This is a genomic window from Nocardia sp. NPDC051929 (assembly GCF_044548645.1).
Lineage (GTDB): Bacteria > Actinomycetota > Actinomycetes > Mycobacteriales > Mycobacteriaceae > Nocardia > Nocardia sichangensis.
The window spans coordinates 143,948-160,274 of the sequence record NZ_JBIUCG010000004.1 but is presented as its reverse complement, the minus strand read 5'-3'; the positions used below and the strand labels follow the sequence as shown (position 1 = coordinate 160,274).

The window sequence follows — 16,327 nt, the reverse complement described above, 5'->3', positions numbered from 1 at the left end:
GGAACATCCGGACCTGCACGCCGGTCGCCGCACTCCGACCGACCCCGCGGGCCGGATCGACAGCGGGCGGGGACAACGTCGGCCCGATCGAGATGACGAGTTGCTTTTGCGCCGCCATGAGTCCCAGCTCGCGATGTCGGACAGCGGTCACGAACCACTTTCGTGGGGTCGGACTTTCAGCGTGTGGGCAGCGGAGCCTCGTCGGCCCGTGTGATGCCGACCTTTCCGGTGCGCAAGTAGGTGAGCACGGCCTCGTCCACCGCCGGATTGCCGCGACCGAACGTGCCGTGGTCGCCGCCGTCCACGACGACCAGCGCGCCGCCCAGCGCCGTGGCCATGGCCGGGCCGCCTTCGTACTTGGTCAGCGCGTCGTGGCGGCTCTGCAGTACCAGGGGCGGGGCGCGCAGCCCGGCGCCCGTGATCGGCACCGGTTTCGTCACGGGTTTCCAGGAACCACAGGCCATCCCCGAGCGCACCAGGTCGGCGCGCGCGTCCATGGCGTTGCCGCCGGAGGCGATGGTGCCTGCCGCCGCGCCGAGCAGTTCCGGCCTGCCTGCCACGGCGTTCTCGTTGCAGGTGATGGCACTGAACACGAACCGCCCGGTGGGGTCGGTCGAAGTCGCGCCCTCGATGGCCCGCAACCGCTGCACGTTCGCCGGGTCGGCAGCGGCGTCGGCCATCGCGCGGGCGAAGGTGGGCCAGAAGGTGCGGGTATAGGTGGCCACGGTGGTGGCGCCGAGCAACGGAACCTGCGCGGATACGCCGCCGCTCACCAAGGTGCGCAACAGATTCTGCAGTTTGCCGAGTTGCTCTACGCCGCCGGTGTAGCCGTCCCGGGCGATCTCCGCCAACGGCTCCGGCAGCACGCCGGGCAGGTCGGCGATGCTCGCTGGCGGCGGTGTCAGGTTGGCGTACCAACCGCCGCCCTGTCCTGCCGCCAACCGGACCCAGGTGCGGTAGACCTGCAACGCCGTGTCGCCGAGGTGGTATTCGCCGTCGTGGTCGGCGATCCAGGCGAACAGATCGTCCAGGCGCTGTTTGCCCGCGACCTGCTGCTGGGCGAACTCCTCGGTCCACACCCAGTCCGGGTTGACGTTGGAGTCCAGGATCATCCGGTCCACGTGGTCGCCGAACAGTGCCGCGTACACCGCGCCGAGGTAGGTGCCGTAGGACGTGCCGAGGTAGTCGATCCGTTCGAAGCCGAGCGCGGAACGCACGGCGTCGAGGTCGCGCGCGGTGCTCTCGGTGGTGATGGTGTCCAGGTAGCCGGGCTGCGCCGCGTCACAGGCTTTCTTGATCTCGTCGCGGTTGCCGCCGCCGAGCGAGACCTGCTGCCCCTCCCCGTTCTTCGCGCTCGTGCCGCATTGCAGCGGTGTCGCCCAACGCAGTCCGCGCGGCTGGACGGCGATCCGGTCGTAATGCTCGGCCAGCGCGGCGGGGAACACGTCCAACCGGCGCGCCCAATAGTCCAGCGCATCCGCGCCCGGCCCACCGGGATTGGCGAACAGCACACCTTCCCGCTCGCCGGTAGCCGCGATGCGGCTGACCGTCAGCTCGATCTTCGCGCCATCCGGGTCGGCGTAGTTCATCGGCACGCTCACGACGGCGCACTGCACGCCGCGATCGGCGGGCACGGAACCCTCGGGGCACTTGCCGAACGCGACACCCGGCGCGGCGTCCGCCACGCCCGCGACGATCGATCCACCGAGCAGGCCCACGGCGACGACGGCGGCCGCGACCCGCGAAACGCGCGGTGTCCTCAACATATTCCGGTACCTCCCCGAGCCTGCCCGCTCGCGCGCGACGACGGACCCGACCAAGAGCATTCTGCGCAGGCCCGCCCGGACAGACAAGTCGGTGGCGGGATTCCGCCCCGCCGCGTGCGTGATTTACCGGGACACCGGCGCACAGAGTAGCGTCGAGCCATGTCGACCGAGGTCAGCAACAACACCGCACTGGAACGTTTCGAGATCTACGTCGACGGTGCGATCGCCGGCTACGCCGAATACCAGGACACGGCCTCCGAGCGCGCGTTCGTGCACACCGAGATCTATCCGCGCTACGAGGGGCAGGGCTATGCGCGGCTGTTGATCGAGACCGCGCTCGACAGCACCCGCGACGACAAGCTCGGCGCGCTGCCCATGTGCCGGGCGGTCCACCATTTCATCGAGACCCGCCCCGAATACCTGGTGATGGTGCCGCACTGGGCGCGCGACCGGCTGAACCTGCCTCAGTAGGCCGCGACAGCGCCGTCGAGCGCCTGTTGCAGATCGGTGCGCACCAGCCGGGCGATGTCGCCGGGCCGGGGCGGCAAATCGAGCACCGGGACATTGAAGTAGAAGCTGGCTCCCTTGGCCTCCTCTTTCGTCGGCTGCACCGCCGGGTCCGTGCGCGGACCGTAGCTCAGCGCCATCGACACCAGCACGGGCTCGGCGCCGAGTTTCATCGCCCGGAAGGCGATGTGCCCGATGCCGCTGCCAACCGCCTGCACGCGGGAGGGGTCCACGTCGTTGCAGGTGCCCTCGGGGAACACCGCGATGCCGTCGCCACGGGCCATCCGCTCCGCGCAGACGTCCATCATGAGTTGTCCCGCGGCGTTCACCGCGCGAATGCCGTGATCCTTGCCGCGGAACACCGGGATGCCGCCCATCATGTCGATCTTGCGCCGCTGATCGGGGTCGGCGAACAGTTCGTCCTTGGCCAGCACGCGCACCCGGCCGATCACCCGGCGTAGTCCGCTGCGCCACGCGGCCGCCGCCACGGTGTACGGATCGCTCTCGGAAAGGTGGTTGATCGCGATCAGCAGCGGCCTGTTCTGCCTGATCACCGTGCGGAGCGCTTCGCGCGCGCCCTCGGCGTAGGTGACGCGCGGATGGTAGCGGCGGGCGAGAATGGCGTACGCACCCCATGCCTTCAGACGGTTCTGACGGTGCTCGCGATAGAAGTCGTACACGGCGTCGTTGTTCTCGAGGCGCACCTCGGGCAGTTCCATGACGTGGACTCTACGATGTGGCGGCGGTGGCGCAACGTGACGTCCGGCGCCCGGTCCGCGACCCGTTCGGCAAATCCGGAACACACAAGTGGGCCGCAGAAGGCGCATTGTGGGCGAACAGCTGCGATGATGTCGGAGTGGCACGCGCAGAAGACCCGGACGATCGGAAGACTCGCGGCGGGCACGGCGACCGCAGGCGACGCGATTTCCGGCACGGTGAGCAGGTGGTTCGTGCCGGGACGCTGCTGGTGTCGGCCACCGAACTGGTCGAGCCGACCTTCCGGCGCACCGTCGTCTACATCATCGAGCACAACGAGGCGGGCAGTCTCGGTGTCGTGCTGAACCGCCCGAGCGACACGGCCGTGCACGAGGTGCTGCCGCGCTGGACCGACGCGGTCGCGGCCCCACGCACGCTGTTCATCGGCGGCCCGGTGAAACGGGACGCCGCGCTGTGCCTGGGCACGGTCCGGGTGGGCGCCCGGATCGATGGTGTCCCCGGGCTGCGCCGCATCGACGGACGCGTCGTGCTGGTCGACCTGGACGCCGACCCCGAGCGGGTCGGCCCACTGGTCGAGGGCATCCGGATCTTCGCGGGTTACGCCGGCTGGACCTTCGGGCAGCTGGAGGGCGAGTTGGAGAACGACGACTGGATCGTGGTATCGGCCCTGCCGTCCGATCCGATCAGCACCGGCCGCCCCGACCTGTGGGCGCACGTGCTGCGCCGCCAGCCGCTCCCGCTGTCCCTGCTCGCGACACACCCGATTGAACTCGAACGCAACTGAGCACGTGTACTCCTCGAAAGGATCGAAGGAGACACGGCATGAGACACGACAACTGAACCGGCGAAAGCATGGGTGACGCATCGGGTGCGCCCACCGACCGGCCCCGCAACTCGAGCGGAGAGGTATCCAGTTGTGCGCAAGAAACGTGGCGAGACGGGACAGCCCGACGATCAATCCGAATTGATGCGGGCTCTCTATCGCGAACACGCCACCCCGTTGTGGCGGTACACGCTCGGCCTGGTTCGGGACCCGGGACGGGCAGAGGACATCGTGCAGGAAACGTTGCTGCGAGCATGGCAACGCCCGAACGTCTTGGATCAGTCCACCACGTCGGCGCGGGCGTGGTTGTTCACCGTGGCGCGCAATCTCGCCGTGGATGAGCACCGCAGCGCCCGCAGCAGGCGCGAATTCCGCACCGACAACCCGCCCGAGCGGGCGACCCCGGACCAGTCCGACCGCGCGCTGGACGGCTGGCTGGTCGCCGACGCGCTCGGCAGGCTCAGCGCCGATCATCGCGAGGTGATCGTGCGGGCCTACTACCGGGGACTGTCGACCCACCAGATCGCCGAGGAACTCGACGTCCCCGCGGGCACGGTGAAGTCCCGGATGCACTACGGCATGCGCGCATTGCGCCTGGCATTACAGGAGATGGGGGTGACAAACCAGTGACAGATATCACCGACGATTTCAGCACGTGGGACGCCCCGTACGTGCTCGGGTCCCTGACCCGCCACGAGCGTTTGCAGTACGAGAGCCATCTCTCGAGCTGCCCCGACTGTCGGGCGTCCGTGGCCGAGCTGGCGGGCTTGCCCGGCATGCTCGCCCTCGTGGATGCCGACATCGCGACGACGATGATCGAGCCGCCCGCGCACGCCGCGCCGGAACCACCGCCGCCGCCGATGCCCGAGTTCCCGCCGCCATCGCGGTTGGCCGACGCGGCCGAGCGGCGGCGCCGCCGCAGCGGGTGGGCGTCGGTCGGCATCGCGCTGGCCTCGGCCGCGGCCGCGGTGGCGATCGCGGTTCCGATCGCGGTCACGGTGTCCGGAACGCACAACGCGCCGGGGCCGGGCACCAGCGAGCAGGCGTTCGCCGAACGTCAGATGACGCCGGTCGAGCCGACTCCGGTCTCGGCGAGCTTCAAGCTCATCCCGGCGGGTGACCAGACGCGACTCGTGATGACCTGCAGCTATCCCCCCGGCGAGCCATTGCCCTACAACCCGAATCTCGTGCTGTACGCCACCCGGATCAACGGTCTGCAGCAGCAGCTCGGCCAGTGGCCCGCGAGCCCCGGCACCGAGCTGACCATCGATCAGACCATCGAGGGCCCGCCCGACCAGATCCGCTCGGTCGACATCCGCGCGGCGAATACCGGAAAGGTTCTGCTCACCGGCACGGTCTGAGCGACGAGCGATCCCCCGCCAGGCGCTGCCCACGGGGGATCTCTGCGTCGGCGACCGGTTCAGCGCGTCTGCCGCCGGAAGATCGAGGACGACCACAGGTACCCGACCGCCGCGAGCCCGACGCACCAGGCGAGCGAGATGATCCCGTTGGCGCCGATCTCGGTACCCATCAGCAGGCCGCGGATGGTCTCGGTGAACGGCGTGAAGGGCTGGTATTCGGCGAACTGACGCAACCCGGCGGGCATGGTGTCGGTGGCGACCAGGCCGCTGCCGAGGAACGGCAGCATCACCAGCGGAAAGGGCGAGTTGCTGGCGCTCTCAGGGGTCGGCGCGAGCAGGCCGAGCGCCACCGACAGCCAGGTGAGCGCGAACATCACCGACGCGAGCAGCGCGAACACGGCGAGCCACTCGACCGGGTTCGCGTTCGGGCGGAAGCCGATGAGCAGTGCGACGCCCGCCATCGCGGCGATGCCGATCAACGCCTGGATCAGCGCGCCGACCACGTGACCGGTCAGCATGGCCGACTGCGCGATGTCCATGGTGCGGAACCGGTTCACGATGCCCTTGGTCGTGTCGGTGGCGACCGCCACCGCGACCGAGACCGTCATGTACGCCGGAATCATCAGCAGCATGCCCGGCGCGAGATAGTCGATGTAGTTTCCGCCGGACGACTTCTCCAGCGCGCCACCGAAGACGAAGTTGAACACCAGCAACAGCACCGTCGGCATCACGATGACGCCGAAGGTCATGCTCGGATAGCGCTTGGCACGCACGAGATTGCGCCGCAGCATGGTCGCCGAGTCGGCGAGGGCGTAGGACATGCTCATCGCACGGGTTCCTTTTCGGTCGTGGGGTGGCCGGTGAGGGTGAGGAAGACGTCGTCGAGGTTGGGGGTGTGCACGGCGAGGCCCTCGACCTCGATTCGCTCGTCGTCGAGCCGGTCCAGCACGGCGCGCAGGGACTTCACGCCGCCGTCGCTGGGCACCGCGAGGGTGAGGTCCTCGTCGTCGTCCGGCGCGGCGCCGAGCGCGTCGGCCGCCGCGGTCAAGGCGGCTCGATCGGCGAATTCCAGACGGATGTGGCCGCCCGGCACCAGCCGCTTCAACTCCGCCGCGGTGCCTTCGGCGACGAGCTTGCCCCGATCGAGCACCGCGATGCGGTCGGCGAGCTGGTCGGCCTCCTCCAGATACTGGGTGGTGAGGAAGACCGTGACGCGGTAATCGTCGACCAGCCCGCGGATGATGTCCCAGATCGCGCGCCTGCTGCGTGGATCGAGCCCGGTGGTCGGCTCGTCGAGGAAGATGATGCGCGGATCGCCGACCAGCGTCATGGCCAGATCGAGGCGCCTGGTCATGCCGCCGGAATAGGTGGACGCCGTCTTGTCCGCCGCGTCGACCAAGTCGAAGCGCTCCAGCAGATCCGCCGCCAGCCTGCGGTTGTCCCGCCGGGACAGATGATGCAGATCGCCCATCAGCAGCAGGTTCTCCCGGCCGGTGAGCAGTTCGTCGACCGCCGAGAACTGCCCGGTCACGCCGATCTGCGCGCGCACCTGCTTGCGCTCGGCGGTGAGATCATGGCCGCCCACCCGGATTTCGCCCGCGTCGGGAGGGATCAGTGTGGTCAGGATCCGCACGGTGGTGGTCTTGCCCGCGCCGTTCGGCCCGAGCAGCGAGAAGACCGTTCCCTCCGGGACGGTGAGGTCTATCCCGTCGAGCACGACTTGCTCGCCGAACGATTTCCGCAGGCCGCGCACCGAGACGGCGGGCACGCGATGGCCGTTCACCATGGTCTTTCCTTTCTGACATACATTTCACTATGCGCATATGGGCATGTGTTATCCACACCGCACCCTTTTGGGGCGCGGCGTCAGTCGATTCGGTTGCGGCGGTTAGATATCCAGGTCCTCGATCTTCGGCCCTTCGGCCACGTCGACCACCCGCCGGTAGAGCTTGTCGGGCAGTCGGTCCTTCAACTCGTCGAGGGAATCCACCACGACGAAGATGAAGTCACCCCAGTCCTGCTGCCCGACGCCGAGCAAACGCCGCCAGCTTTTCGGGTCTCGCCAGTCCTTGAGCCAATTCGTGCCCGCCTCGGCGGGATACTCGTCCCAGTTCGAATACTGGGCGTGCATCACGAATTTGCCCTTGCGGCTGCGATACACCTGGACGTGCTCGATGCGCGTATCGTTCACCTCGTGCCACTCCCCTAGCAGGGTCCCGGAGAAGCGGACCTGTCGCACACCATCGCGACCGACCTTGAGCACGATCTCGTCATAGCCCTCCAGCCGCCCCTCCTCGAGTTCGATGAACCGGCGCAGCGCCGTGACCACCGCCCCCGAGAGGTTGCCGCCGACCAACTCCTGCGCGCGCTGGAAGAGCGGGAGGTCGTCATCGGCCACGTAGATCGTCTTGTTGGGCATGTCCCAACTATACGTAGATGTATACGTACACGCAAGGTTGGTCGGCACATCTTCTGATCCGCCGTTGAACCGTTCGGCGACCAGGTCCGTATCACTCGTGTACGCAGTCGAAATTTCGTCAGCGGAAGGGAGTGCGGATGCGGACTCGAGTCGTGGACCATCTGGTGCAAGCGGTTTCGGCGTTGGGCGTGCGCCACATCTTCGGAGTGGACGGCGCCAATATCGAGGACCTGTACGACGCGATCTTCGATGCGCCGGACCACGTCACCGGCGTGGTCGCGAAACACGAGTTCTCCGCGGCGACCATGGCCGACGGATATGCCCGTGGCACAGGCGGATTGGGCGTGGTCGCGGCGACCTCCGGCGGCGGCGCGATGAATCTCGTCGCCGGGCTCGCCGAATCGTTCGCGTCGCGGGTACCGGTACTCGCCCTGGTCGGGCAGCCCCCGACCGCGCTGGAGGGCAACGGCGCCTTCCAGGACACCAGCGGACGCGCGGGCGCCATCGATGCGGTCCGTCTGTTCGGCGCGGTCAGCACCTATTGCGCGCGGGTGGAAACCGCTGCCGACCTGGCGGATCGGCTGGATAGAGCGGTGCAGGCCGCCCGCCGGGGCGGCCCGGCGGTGCTGCTGCTGCCCAAAGACGTGCAGCAGGCCGACGCGGGCCCTATCGCGCCGCTCTGTCCCGCCGCCAGGACACATCGGTCCGACCGGGCCGGACTCGCTCGTGTTCGCGCCGCGCTCGCCACGGCCCGGCACACCGGGAAGATCGTGATCATCGCGGGCGATCAGGTCGCGCGCGACGACGCGCGCGACGAGCTTGCCCGCCTCGCCACCGCCTTGGATGCCGCGGTGGGCGTCGCGCCGGACGCGAAGGACGTCTACGACAATGCCGATCCCGCCTTCTGCGGCGTCGCGGGCACCATGGGGCACCCGGAACTGGCGGCGGCCATCCGGTCCTCGGCCCTGTGCTTGCTGGTCGGCACCCGATTGCCGGTCACCACCCGCGCCGGCTCGGAGGCCGCGCTCGCCGAGCGAACGGTCGCGAGCATCGGCGTGGCGCCACCGTATCTGCCCGCCATCCATGCGACCAGTACCGATCTGTCGCGAACACTCGCCGAGCTCGCCGACGAATTGGACGACGGCAGTACCGGATCCGAACGCGTGCACGCGACGCAACCGCTGACTTCGCTGCGGGTGCCCGACTCCTCGGGCCCCGGTCTGCGGTACCGGGATGTGGTCGAGGCGATCGATGCCGCATTGCCGGAGGGCACCGACGTGTTCGCCGACGCGGGCAACACCGGCGCGTCGGTCGTGCACCACCTCAGGGTGCCGCGGGACGGGCGGTTCGTGGTCGCCCTCGGGATGGGCGGAATGGGTTACGCCTTCGGCGCGGGCATCGGGTCCGCGTTCGCGCGGCATGCGCGGACCGACGGTGTCCGGCGGACGGTGGTCATCGCGGGTGACGGCTCGTTCTACATGCACGGCATGGAGTTGCACACCGCGATCGAGCACGCCCTTCCGGTCACCTTCGTCGTGTTGAACAACAACGCGCACGCCATGTGCGTGACCAGGGAGCAGCTGTATTACCAGGACCGGTACAGCTTCAACCGATTCCGCCCGGCCGACCTCGGCGCGGGCATCGCCGCGATGTTCCCCGGTCTGCCCGCGTTCTCGGTGCGCACCGTCGGCGAGCTTGCCGCCACACTGCGTCGCTGCCTGGAAACCGAAGGACCGTCGTTCCTTTCGATCGAATGCGATCCCGACGAGATTCCTCCGTTCCTGCCCTTCATTAACGCCGTGGAGCAATCCCGCGATCTTCGATGAACCCCACGCGGCGGCGCCCGCCGACGCCTACCCGAAGGAGTATCACCGTGACCACCAGTTCCCTCCCCGCCCTCAGCGATATCCCGGAACAGGCCGTGCCCGGCGTGCTCCGCATCGAGAACTCCGACAAAGACGCGACCACGCCGATCATCATGGACATGCTGCGGTCGGTGTATCCGCACGAGCAGATCTTCGGCGAATACTGTCCGGTGCAGGCGTACATCGACGCGCCGCCGCGCGAGGTCTACGAATACCTCGCCGACACCAGGTCGCTGGAGGAGTGGACCTACAGCCTGCGCGGGTTCGTGGAGACCGACGAACCCGGACTCTGGCTGGCCTATGACCGGCTGGGCTCGGAGACCGAGATCTTCACCCGCACCGTCGCCAACCCCGACGCCATGACCGTCGACTACCACTGTGCCTGGGACCAGGGACAACACCTGTGGATGATCTACCTGCTGCGCGTGGTCGACGCGCAATTGGTGTTCCACAAGCCGGGTTCGGTGGTGTTGTGGGTCAACTGCAAGCACCCCTTCTACGACGACAACCCGTACCCGGAGTCCGCTCCCCCGAACCGGCCGGTGTGGGTCGGCGACTTCTGGGAGATGTTCTCGGCGGGGCATCAGCTGGAGATGGACAACCTCAAAGCCATCTGCGAGTACCGGGCCGCGCACGGCCTGCCGATCAAGCCCGACTGGATGAAGTGAGGCTCGAGTGACCACCACGCAACAACATCTCCCTGAGGTCAGTCTCGTCGACGTGGCCTCGTACCTACCGGGCGAGCCGGTCGGCACCGAGTACTTCACCCAGTTCTCGCGCTCGGACCGGATGGCGAAGAACGTCATGTTCCGCTCGCCCAAGGGCCGCCACCACGTCGCGCGCGACGAGACCGCGGTGGACATGGTCGAGCGCGCCGTCGCACCGCTGATCGAACGCAACGGCGCCGACGCGATCGCCGAGGTCGACGTCTTGATCACGCACACCCAACTGCCGGACAATCCGGTGCTCGGCTGCGGGCCCGAGGTGGCGCGACGGCTCGGCATCCGTCCCTCGTACGTCTACGACGTGCACAACGGCGGGTGTGCGGCGTTCGTGCACATGATGGCGATGGCCCGGATGATCCTGCAGACCACGCCCGCCCGCACCGCGCTGATCGCGGCGACCCAGAACTGCGCGGGACCGGTGTTCACCCAGACCGATATCCGCAAGCTGGCGCAGGCTCCGGTGCCCGGTGACGGCTGCGGTGTCGGACTGCTCCGCAAGGACGACAGCGCGCCGATTCTCGACATCGAATGCCGGACCTATCCCGAATTCGCCGGCGACATGGACTTCTCCACCAACGGCGAGCGCAAGTACTGGGAGCCGGGCGAGGGCCAGGGCTGCGTCAGCTTCACCGAGTCCAAGATCACCAAGGTGTTCGCCAGGGGCAATCGGCTCGTTCCGGAAGTCGCCCTGGCGGTGTGCGACCGGATCGGCGTGCGGGGACGCGACGTCGACACGTTCGTCACCAACCAGCCGAACCGGCTGTTCCTGCGCAACTGGCACGACGCGCTGGAGCTCCCGCCGCACCGTCACCCCGACACCTTCGATTCCTGCGGAAACCTGTTCGCCGCTGGCATCCCGGTGACCCTGGACGTGGAGAACCGGGCGGGACGGCTGCCCAACGGATCGCTGGTCCTGATGTCGGCGTTCGCGCACGCGGGCGACTTCGCGGGCGCGGCCGCCGTCCGCTGGGGAGCCGCGCGATGAGCGTGCGCGTCGTCGACGGCACCCGACCGTCGCACCGGTACCGGACGCACCGGGTGCCACCCCGCTTCGACCTCGCTCTGAGCGAGAATCCGTTCCCGCCGCTGCCTTCGGTGTTGCGAGCCGTGCACATGACGCTGGCTCAGGCCAATCGATACCCGGAGTTCCTGCCGCGCCGCCTGCCGACGCTGATCGCCCAGCACCTCGGTGTAGGGGCGGACCAAGTGGTGGTCGGGTCGGGGGCGACCGGCGTGGCACTGCAGATCCTGCAGACCCTGACCACGCCGGGAGACGAGATCGTCTACAGCGCACCGACGTTCGACGGGTATCCGATCATGGCCGAGATGGCCGGCGTCACCGCGGTGCCGGTGCCGCTGGATTCGGCGGGGAACCAGGATCTGCGGGCGATGCGGCGGGCAGTCGACCGTCGCACCGCGCTGATCGTGGTGTGCCGTCCGCACAATCCCACCGGAACGGTCATCCCGGCCGACGAGCTGAAGGCATTCCTGTCCGACGTTCCCAGCCGGGTCCCGGTCGTTCTGGACGAGGCGTACGTCGAATTCCTCGGCGCCACCGCATACGTCGACCCACGGGCGCTGATCGCGAAGCATCCCAACCTTGTTGTGCTACGTACCTTTTCGAAAGCGTACGGCTTGGCCGGGCTGCGTATCGGCTACGCCTTCGGCCGGGCCGAGTTGATCGCGCGAATCGGCACACTGCAATTGCCCTTCGGGATGAGCGCGGCGGCGGTGGCCGCGGTCGCCGCCTCGTACGCCGCCGCACCCGAACTCGCCGCGCGCACCCTGCGCATCGCCGAAAGGCGCGACGCACTCCGCAGCGCACTACTGGCTCATGGATTCGCGATACCGGAAAGCCACGCGAACTTCCTGTACGTACCCGGTCCTGGTGCGAACACGGCGCTGCGGCGCGCGGGCATAGCCGCGAAGTCCTACGCCGACGGCAGCGCACGCATCGCCGTCGGCGACCCGGCGTCCGACGACGCGGTACTCCAGGCCCTCACCGCCGATCCACCGCGCGTGACGACCTGATCGGAGTTGCTACCCAGAGCGGGCGTGCTGCGCACGCCCGCCATGCGGGAAGCGTGTGCGTTCGCGTCCCGCTTGCGGTTCGCAGTCCGGAGACCGGTCGTTGCTGATGTCGCCCCGCATCGGATCGCCGAGCGCGGCGCACGTGTCTCGGCCGGATCGAGTGGACCCCGGCGCGGAGAGTGGTTCGATCGAAGCGTGTGGTCCGATTTCGAGGTGAACGCGGCGCCCGCTCATGGGACGGCCAGTAGGGTCCTGTTCCGGTTCGCTCTGGGACGGTGGGCGGTCGTGCTGCGCCAGACGCTCATCGAGCCGGGTGGCAGCAGCGGGTGGCACTACCACGACGGGACATTGTTCGTGCTGGTCGCGCGGGGGACGCTGGATCATCCCGGTGCGGACTGCGCGCCGGTCACCTACCGGCGCCCGCGGATCTTCCGGGAACCGAGCGGGCCGCGCTACCCGCACGTGGCGCGCAATCTCGGAACGGTGCCGGTATTGCTGTGTGTGCTCTACTTCACGCCGGTCGACAGTCCGTTGTCGCGCAGCGTCCCGCCGCCGGAGTGCGCCGACGCGGGGTGATGGGCCTCAGCTCGCGGATCGGCAGGCGTCGCGGAGTGGGCGGACGCGGGCCATCGGCCTCGACTCATGGCCGACAGACATCGCGCAGTGCGCGGACGCGGGGTGATGGGCCTCAGCTCGCGGGCTGGCAGGCGTCGCGGAGCGAGCAGGCGCCACAGGAGTTGCCGCAACCACCGGTCTGCGGCGGCGGGGCGATGGCTTCGGCCGCCTGCGCGGCGGCGTTCGCACCGGCGCCGAGGGTGAACAGGGCGACGACGGCAGCGCAGGCCGCGACGGCCAGCGCGACGAAGCCGCCCGCGACCAGCCCGACGAGACCACCGGCGAACAGCAGCGCCCCGGCCGCGATCGAGGTGGGAGCGGCGACCCGGTTGGCGACGCGGAACGTCTCGTCCGTGGACAGCGCGGCCTCGGTGTGGACACCGAAGAAACGATTCCGGGGCAACCGGCCGGTCAGCCCGAGTGCTCCGGTTGTGACGGCCACGACAGCCAGCACGAACAGGACGAGAGCGACGACGAACACCCATGCAGGCTAGCGCATCGTTGCCCCGCGCCCGCCGACGGGCGCCTCGTCCGGCGAACCCGGCCGCAACCGCAGGCCAGCCCGATTTTCGGTCCTGCCGATGCGACGTTCTACCCTGATAGACGAAGTTTGTCGGGGATCGGCGACCACAAGAAGGCAGGACCGTGCAAGACACACGCGCAACCGAAAGCGATGTACCTGAGCACCGGTACAACGCGGAGCTTGCCGGCCGCATCGAGAGCCGGTGGCAGCGGACGTGGGACGAACGCGGAACCTTCCACGCGCCGAACCCGGTGGGACCGCTGGCCGGTCCGACACCGGCCGACAAGCTGTTCATCCAGGACATGTTCCCGTACCCGTCGGGCGCGGGCCTGCACGTCGGACATCCGCTCGGCTACATCGCCACGGACGTCTTCGCCCGCTACCACCGCATGCACGGGCGCAACGTGCTGCACGCCCTCGGCTACGACGCGTTCGGCCTGCCCGCCGAGCAGTACGCGGTACAGACCGGCGCGCACCCGCGCGACACCACCGAGTCGAATATCGCCACCATGCAGCGTCAGCTGGACCGCCTCGGGCTCGGCCACGACCGGCGTCGCTCGTTCGCGACCACCGATCCGGAGTACTACCGCTGGACACAGTGGATCTTCCTGCGGATCTACAACGCTTGGTACGACACGGAGCTGAACCGGGCCCGCCCGATCGCCGAGCTGGCGGCCGAGTTCGCGTCCGGCGCACGGGCCGTGCCGGAGGGCAAGTCCTGGGACACGATGCCGCCCGCCGAGCGCGGCGCGCTGCTGGATTCGTATCGCCTGGTGTACCAGACCGATTCGATGGTCAACTGGTGCCCTGGCCTGGGTACCGTGCTGGCGAACGAGGAGGTCACCGCCGACGGTCGCAGCGAGCGCGGCAACTTCCCGGTGTTCCGTAAGCACTTGCGGCAGTGGATGATGCGCATCACCGCCTATTCCGATCGCCTGGTCGACGACCTGGACCGGCTGGACTGGCCGGAGAACGTCAAGGCCATGCAGCGCAACTGGATCGGACGATCCCGGGGCGCGCAGGTGAAGTTCGACGCCGACGGCGAGCAGATCGAGGTCTTCACCACCCGCCCCGACACCTTGTTCGGCGCCACCTATGTGGTGCTCGCGCCGGAACACGAGCTGGTCGACAAGCTGACCGCCGCCGCGTGGCCTGCGGGCACCGACCCCAGGTGGACCAACGAGGGCGCCGCCACACCGGCCGAAGCCGTGGCGGCCTACCGCAAGTCGATCGCGGCCAAGTCGGATTTGGAGCGTCAGGAGAACAAGGAGAAGACCGGCGTCTTCCTTGGCAATCACGCGATCAACCCGGCCAACGGCGCGGCCGTGCCGATCTTCATCGCCGACTACGTGCTCAGCGGCTACGGCACCGGCGCCATCATGGCCGTTCCCGGGCACGACCACCGCGACTGGGAATTCGCGTCCGTCCTCGGGCTGCCGATCATCGAGGTGATCAGCGGCGGCGACCTGGAGCAGGGCGCCCACGCGGGCGAAGGCGCGCTGGTGAACTCTGATTACCTCGACGGCCTGTCCGTCGAGGAGGCCAAAGCGGCGATGATCGCCCGGCTCGAGGCCGACGGACACGGCAAGGGCACCATCCAATACAAGCTGCGCGACTGGTTGTTCGCGCGCCAGCGCTATTGGGGCGAGCCGTTCCCGATCGTGTACGACGAGCAGGGCGCACCCCACGCGCTGCCGGAATCCATGCTGCCGGTGGTGCTGCCGGAGCTGGACGATTTCGCCCCGGTGACCTTCGATCCGGACGACGCGAACTCCGAACCCTCCCCGCCGCTGGCCAAGGCCACCGACTGGGTGGAAGTCGAACTGGATCTCGGCGACGGGCTGAAGCGCTACCGCCGCGACACCAATGTCATGCCGCAGTGGGCGGGCAGTTCCTGGTACGAGATCCGCTACGCCGACCCGACGAACACCGAGACGTTCTGCGCCAAGGAGAACGAGGCGTACTGGCTGGGCCCGCGCGCCGACGTCGGCGGGCCGAACGACCCGGGCGGCGTCGACCTGTACGTCGGCGGCGTCGAGCACGCGGTTCTGCACCTGCTGTACGCCCGCTTCTGGCAGAAGGTGCTGTTCGATCTGGGTGACGTGTCCGCGAGCGAGCCGTACCGGCGGCTGTTCAACCAGGGCTACATCCAGGCGCACGCCTACACCGACGAGCGCGGCGCGTACGTGCCCGCCGCCGAGGTGGTCGAGCGCGACGGCAAGTTCTTCTGGACCGACCCCACCGGCGCCGAGATCGAGGTGCGCCAGGAGTACGGCAAGATCGGCAAGTCACTGAAGAACGCCATCTCCCCGGACGAGATGTGCGATCTGTACGGCGCGGACACCTTCCGCTTCTACGAGATGGCGATGGGTCCGCTGGACACCTCGCGCCCGTGGGCGACCAAGGACGTCGTCGGCGCGCACCGGTTCCTGCAGCGCGCCTGGCGTCTGGTGGTGAACGAGGAGACCGGCGCGGTGCGGGTCACCGACGCCGCCGCGAGCGAGGAGACGTTGCGCCTGCTGCACAAGACGATCGCGGGCGTGGACGAGGATTTCGCCGCGCTGCGCGACAACACGGCGGGCGCCAAGCTGATCGAGCTGACCAACCACCTGACCAAGAGCTACCCGGACGGCGCGCCGCGCTCGGTGGTGGAGCCGCTGGTGCTGATGCTGGCGCCGCTGGCCCCGCACATCGCCGAGGAGCTGTGGGACCGCCTGGGTCACACCGCCTCGCTGGCGCACGGCCCGTTCCCGGTCGCCGATCCGGCGCTGCTGGTCGAGGAGTCGGTGGAGTACCCGATCCAGGTGAACGGCAAGGTGCGCAGCCGGATTCAGGTGGCGGCCGACGCGGACAACGCGGCGATCGAGGCGGCGGCGCTGGCCGACGAGAAGATCGACGCGCTGCTCAACGGGAAGGCGCCGCGCAAGCTGATCGTGGTGCCGGGGCGCCTGGTGAACATCGTCGCCTGACGGCGG

The 16,327-nt window shown here is 68.7% G+C and carries 16 protein-coding genes; 10 read left to right on the top strand and 6 right to left on the bottom strand.

Annotated elements, in window-relative coordinates:
• Nucleotides 1-176: 176 nt before the first annotated feature.
• Nucleotides 177-1,766 (bottom strand): alpha/beta hydrolase, encoded by a 1,590-nt coding sequence (locus tag ACIHAX_RS06800; protein ID WP_364424775.1) that lies wholly within the window; start codon nucleotides 1,764-1,766, stop codon nucleotides 177-179.
• Nucleotides 1,767-1,925: 159 nt separating this feature from the next.
• Between ACIHAX_RS06800 and ACIHAX_RS06795 the strand changes: the two genes are divergently transcribed.
• A complete protein-coding gene (locus ACIHAX_RS06795) occupies nucleotides 1,926-2,237 on the top strand; it encodes a GNAT family N-acetyltransferase (protein ID WP_355071301.1) in 312 nt (103 codons plus the stop codon).
• Here the strand turns inward: ACIHAX_RS06795 and ACIHAX_RS06790 are convergent.
• Entirely contained in the window at nucleotides 2,231-2,992 is a 762-nt protein-coding gene (locus tag ACIHAX_RS06790) for a 1-acyl-sn-glycerol-3-phosphate acyltransferase (protein WP_364424776.1), read from the bottom strand. The genes ACIHAX_RS06795 and ACIHAX_RS06790 overlap by 7 nt on opposite strands.
• A 137-nt stretch (nucleotides 2,993-3,129) precedes the next feature.
• On the opposite strand from ACIHAX_RS06790, the gene ACIHAX_RS06785 reads away from it, so the two are divergent.
• The 3 genes from ACIHAX_RS06785 (at nucleotide 3,130) to ACIHAX_RS06775 (ending at nucleotide 5,174) form a co-directional block, all read left to right on the top strand.
• Nucleotides 3,130-3,774 carry a YqgE/AlgH family protein gene (locus tag ACIHAX_RS06785; RefSeq protein ID WP_039803016.1) on the top strand — a complete coding sequence of 215 codons (645 nt, stop codon included), beginning with the start codon at nucleotides 3,130-3,132 and terminating at the stop codon, nucleotides 3,772-3,774.
• 132 nt (nucleotides 3,775-3,906) lie between these two features.
• Nucleotides 3,907-4,443: a sigma-70 family RNA polymerase sigma factor gene (locus tag ACIHAX_RS06780; protein ID WP_355071297.1), complete on the top strand. Its 537-nt coding sequence runs from the start codon at nucleotides 3,907-3,909 to the stop codon at nucleotides 4,441-4,443.
• A complete protein-coding gene (locus ACIHAX_RS06775; protein ID WP_364424777.1) occupies nucleotides 4,440-5,174 on the top strand; it encodes a zf-HC2 domain-containing protein in 735 nt (244 codons plus the stop codon). The genes ACIHAX_RS06780 and ACIHAX_RS06775 overlap by 4 nt, the downstream gene beginning before the upstream one ends.
• Before the next feature lie 59 nt (nucleotides 5,175-5,233).
• Here ACIHAX_RS06775 and ACIHAX_RS06770 read toward each other — a convergent pair whose 3' ends face one another.
• From ACIHAX_RS06770 to ACIHAX_RS06760, 3 genes are all read right to left on the bottom strand, one after another.
• Nucleotides 5,234-6,001: an ABC transporter permease gene (locus ACIHAX_RS06770; protein ID WP_355071293.1), complete on the bottom strand. Its 768-nt coding sequence runs from the start codon at nucleotides 5,999-6,001 to the stop codon at nucleotides 5,234-5,236.
• Nucleotides 5,998-6,960, bottom strand: coding sequence for an ATP-binding cassette domain-containing protein (locus ACIHAX_RS06765; protein ID WP_397276199.1), 963 nt, complete (start codon nucleotides 6,958-6,960; stop codon nucleotides 5,998-6,000). Before ACIHAX_RS06765 ends, ACIHAX_RS06770 begins: the two co-directional genes overlap by 4 nt.
• A 102-nt stretch (nucleotides 6,961-7,062) precedes the next feature.
• The gene (locus tag ACIHAX_RS06760) at nucleotides 7,063-7,593 is read right to left on the bottom strand and encodes an EXLDI protein (protein WP_355071290.1); all 531 of its coding nucleotides are present in this window, start codon (nucleotides 7,591-7,593) and stop codon (nucleotides 7,063-7,065) included.
• Between the two features lie 137 nt (nucleotides 7,594-7,730).
• Between ACIHAX_RS06760 and ACIHAX_RS06755 the strand changes: the two genes are divergently transcribed.
• From ACIHAX_RS06755 to ACIHAX_RS06735, 5 genes are all read left to right on the top strand, one after another.
• Nucleotides 7,731-9,419: a thiamine pyrophosphate-binding protein gene (locus tag ACIHAX_RS06755; protein ID WP_364424780.1), complete on the top strand. Its 1,689-nt coding sequence runs from the start codon at nucleotides 7,731-7,733 to the stop codon at nucleotides 9,417-9,419.
• Nucleotides 9,420-9,466: 47 nt separating this feature from the next.
• Nucleotides 9,467-10,126, top strand: a complete 660-nt coding sequence (locus ACIHAX_RS06750) for an SRPBCC family protein (RefSeq protein WP_355071286.1) — start codon at nucleotides 9,467-9,469, stop codon at nucleotides 10,124-10,126.
• 7 nt (nucleotides 10,127-10,133) lie between these two features.
• Nucleotides 10,134-11,168, top strand: coding sequence for a 3-oxoacyl-[acyl-carrier-protein] synthase III C-terminal domain-containing protein (locus tag ACIHAX_RS06745; RefSeq protein WP_355071284.1), 1,035 nt, complete (start codon nucleotides 10,134-10,136; stop codon nucleotides 11,166-11,168).
• The gene (locus ACIHAX_RS06740) at nucleotides 11,165-12,214 is read left to right on the top strand and encodes an aminotransferase class I/II-fold pyridoxal phosphate-dependent enzyme (RefSeq protein WP_397276196.1); all 1,050 of its coding nucleotides are present in this window, start codon (nucleotides 11,165-11,167) and stop codon (nucleotides 12,212-12,214) included. The genes ACIHAX_RS06745 and ACIHAX_RS06740 overlap by 4 nt, the downstream gene beginning before the upstream one ends.
• A gap of 195 nt (nucleotides 12,215-12,409) precedes the next feature.
• Nucleotides 12,410-12,790, top strand: a complete 381-nt coding sequence (locus ACIHAX_RS06735) for a hypothetical protein (protein ID WP_355071280.1) — start codon at nucleotides 12,410-12,412, stop codon at nucleotides 12,788-12,790.
• Between the two features lie 112 nt (nucleotides 12,791-12,902).
• Here the strand turns inward: ACIHAX_RS06735 and ACIHAX_RS06730 are convergent, their stop codons facing one another.
• Nucleotides 12,903-13,310: an SdpI family protein gene (locus tag ACIHAX_RS06730; RefSeq protein WP_379249384.1), complete on the bottom strand. Its 408-nt coding sequence runs from the start codon at nucleotides 13,308-13,310 to the stop codon at nucleotides 12,903-12,905.
• A gap of 164 nt (nucleotides 13,311-13,474) precedes the next feature.
• On the opposite strand from ACIHAX_RS06730, the gene leuS reads away from it, so the two are divergent.
• Entirely contained in the window at nucleotides 13,475-16,321 is a 2,847-nt protein-coding gene (gene leuS, locus ACIHAX_RS06725) for a leucine--tRNA ligase (RefSeq protein ID WP_364424782.1), read from the top strand.
• Nucleotides 16,322-16,327 lie beyond the last annotated feature (6 nt).

Coding starts and splice junctions, on each gene's coding strand:
- ACIHAX_RS06790 (WP_364424776.1), bottom strand. CDS start 2,992: ATGGAACTGCCCGAGGTGCGCCTCGAGAACAACGACGCCGTGTACGAC.
- ACIHAX_RS06765 (WP_397276199.1), bottom strand. CDS start 6,960: ATGGTGAACGGCCATCGCGTGCCCGCCGTCTCGGTGCGCGGCCTGCGG.
- ACIHAX_RS06755 (WP_364424780.1), top strand. CDS start 7,731: ATGCGGACTCGAGTCGTGGACCATCTGGTGCAAGCGGTTTCGGCGTTG.
- ACIHAX_RS06770 (WP_355071293.1), bottom strand. CDS start 6,001: ATGAGCATGTCCTACGCCCTCGCCGACTCGGCGACCATGCTGCGGCGC.
- ACIHAX_RS06795 (WP_355071301.1), top strand. CDS start 1,926: ATGTCGACCGAGGTCAGCAACAACACCGCACTGGAACGTTTCGAGATC.
- ACIHAX_RS06800 (WP_364424775.1), bottom strand. CDS start 1,766: ATGTTGAGGACACCGCGCGTTTCGCGGGTCGCGGCCGCCGTCGTCGCC.
- ACIHAX_RS06740 (WP_397276196.1), top strand. CDS start 11,165: ATGAGCGTGCGCGTCGTCGACGGCACCCGACCGTCGCACCGGTACCGG.
- ACIHAX_RS06760 (WP_355071290.1), bottom strand. CDS start 7,593: ATGCCCAACAAGACGATCTACGTGGCCGATGACGACCTCCCGCTCTTC.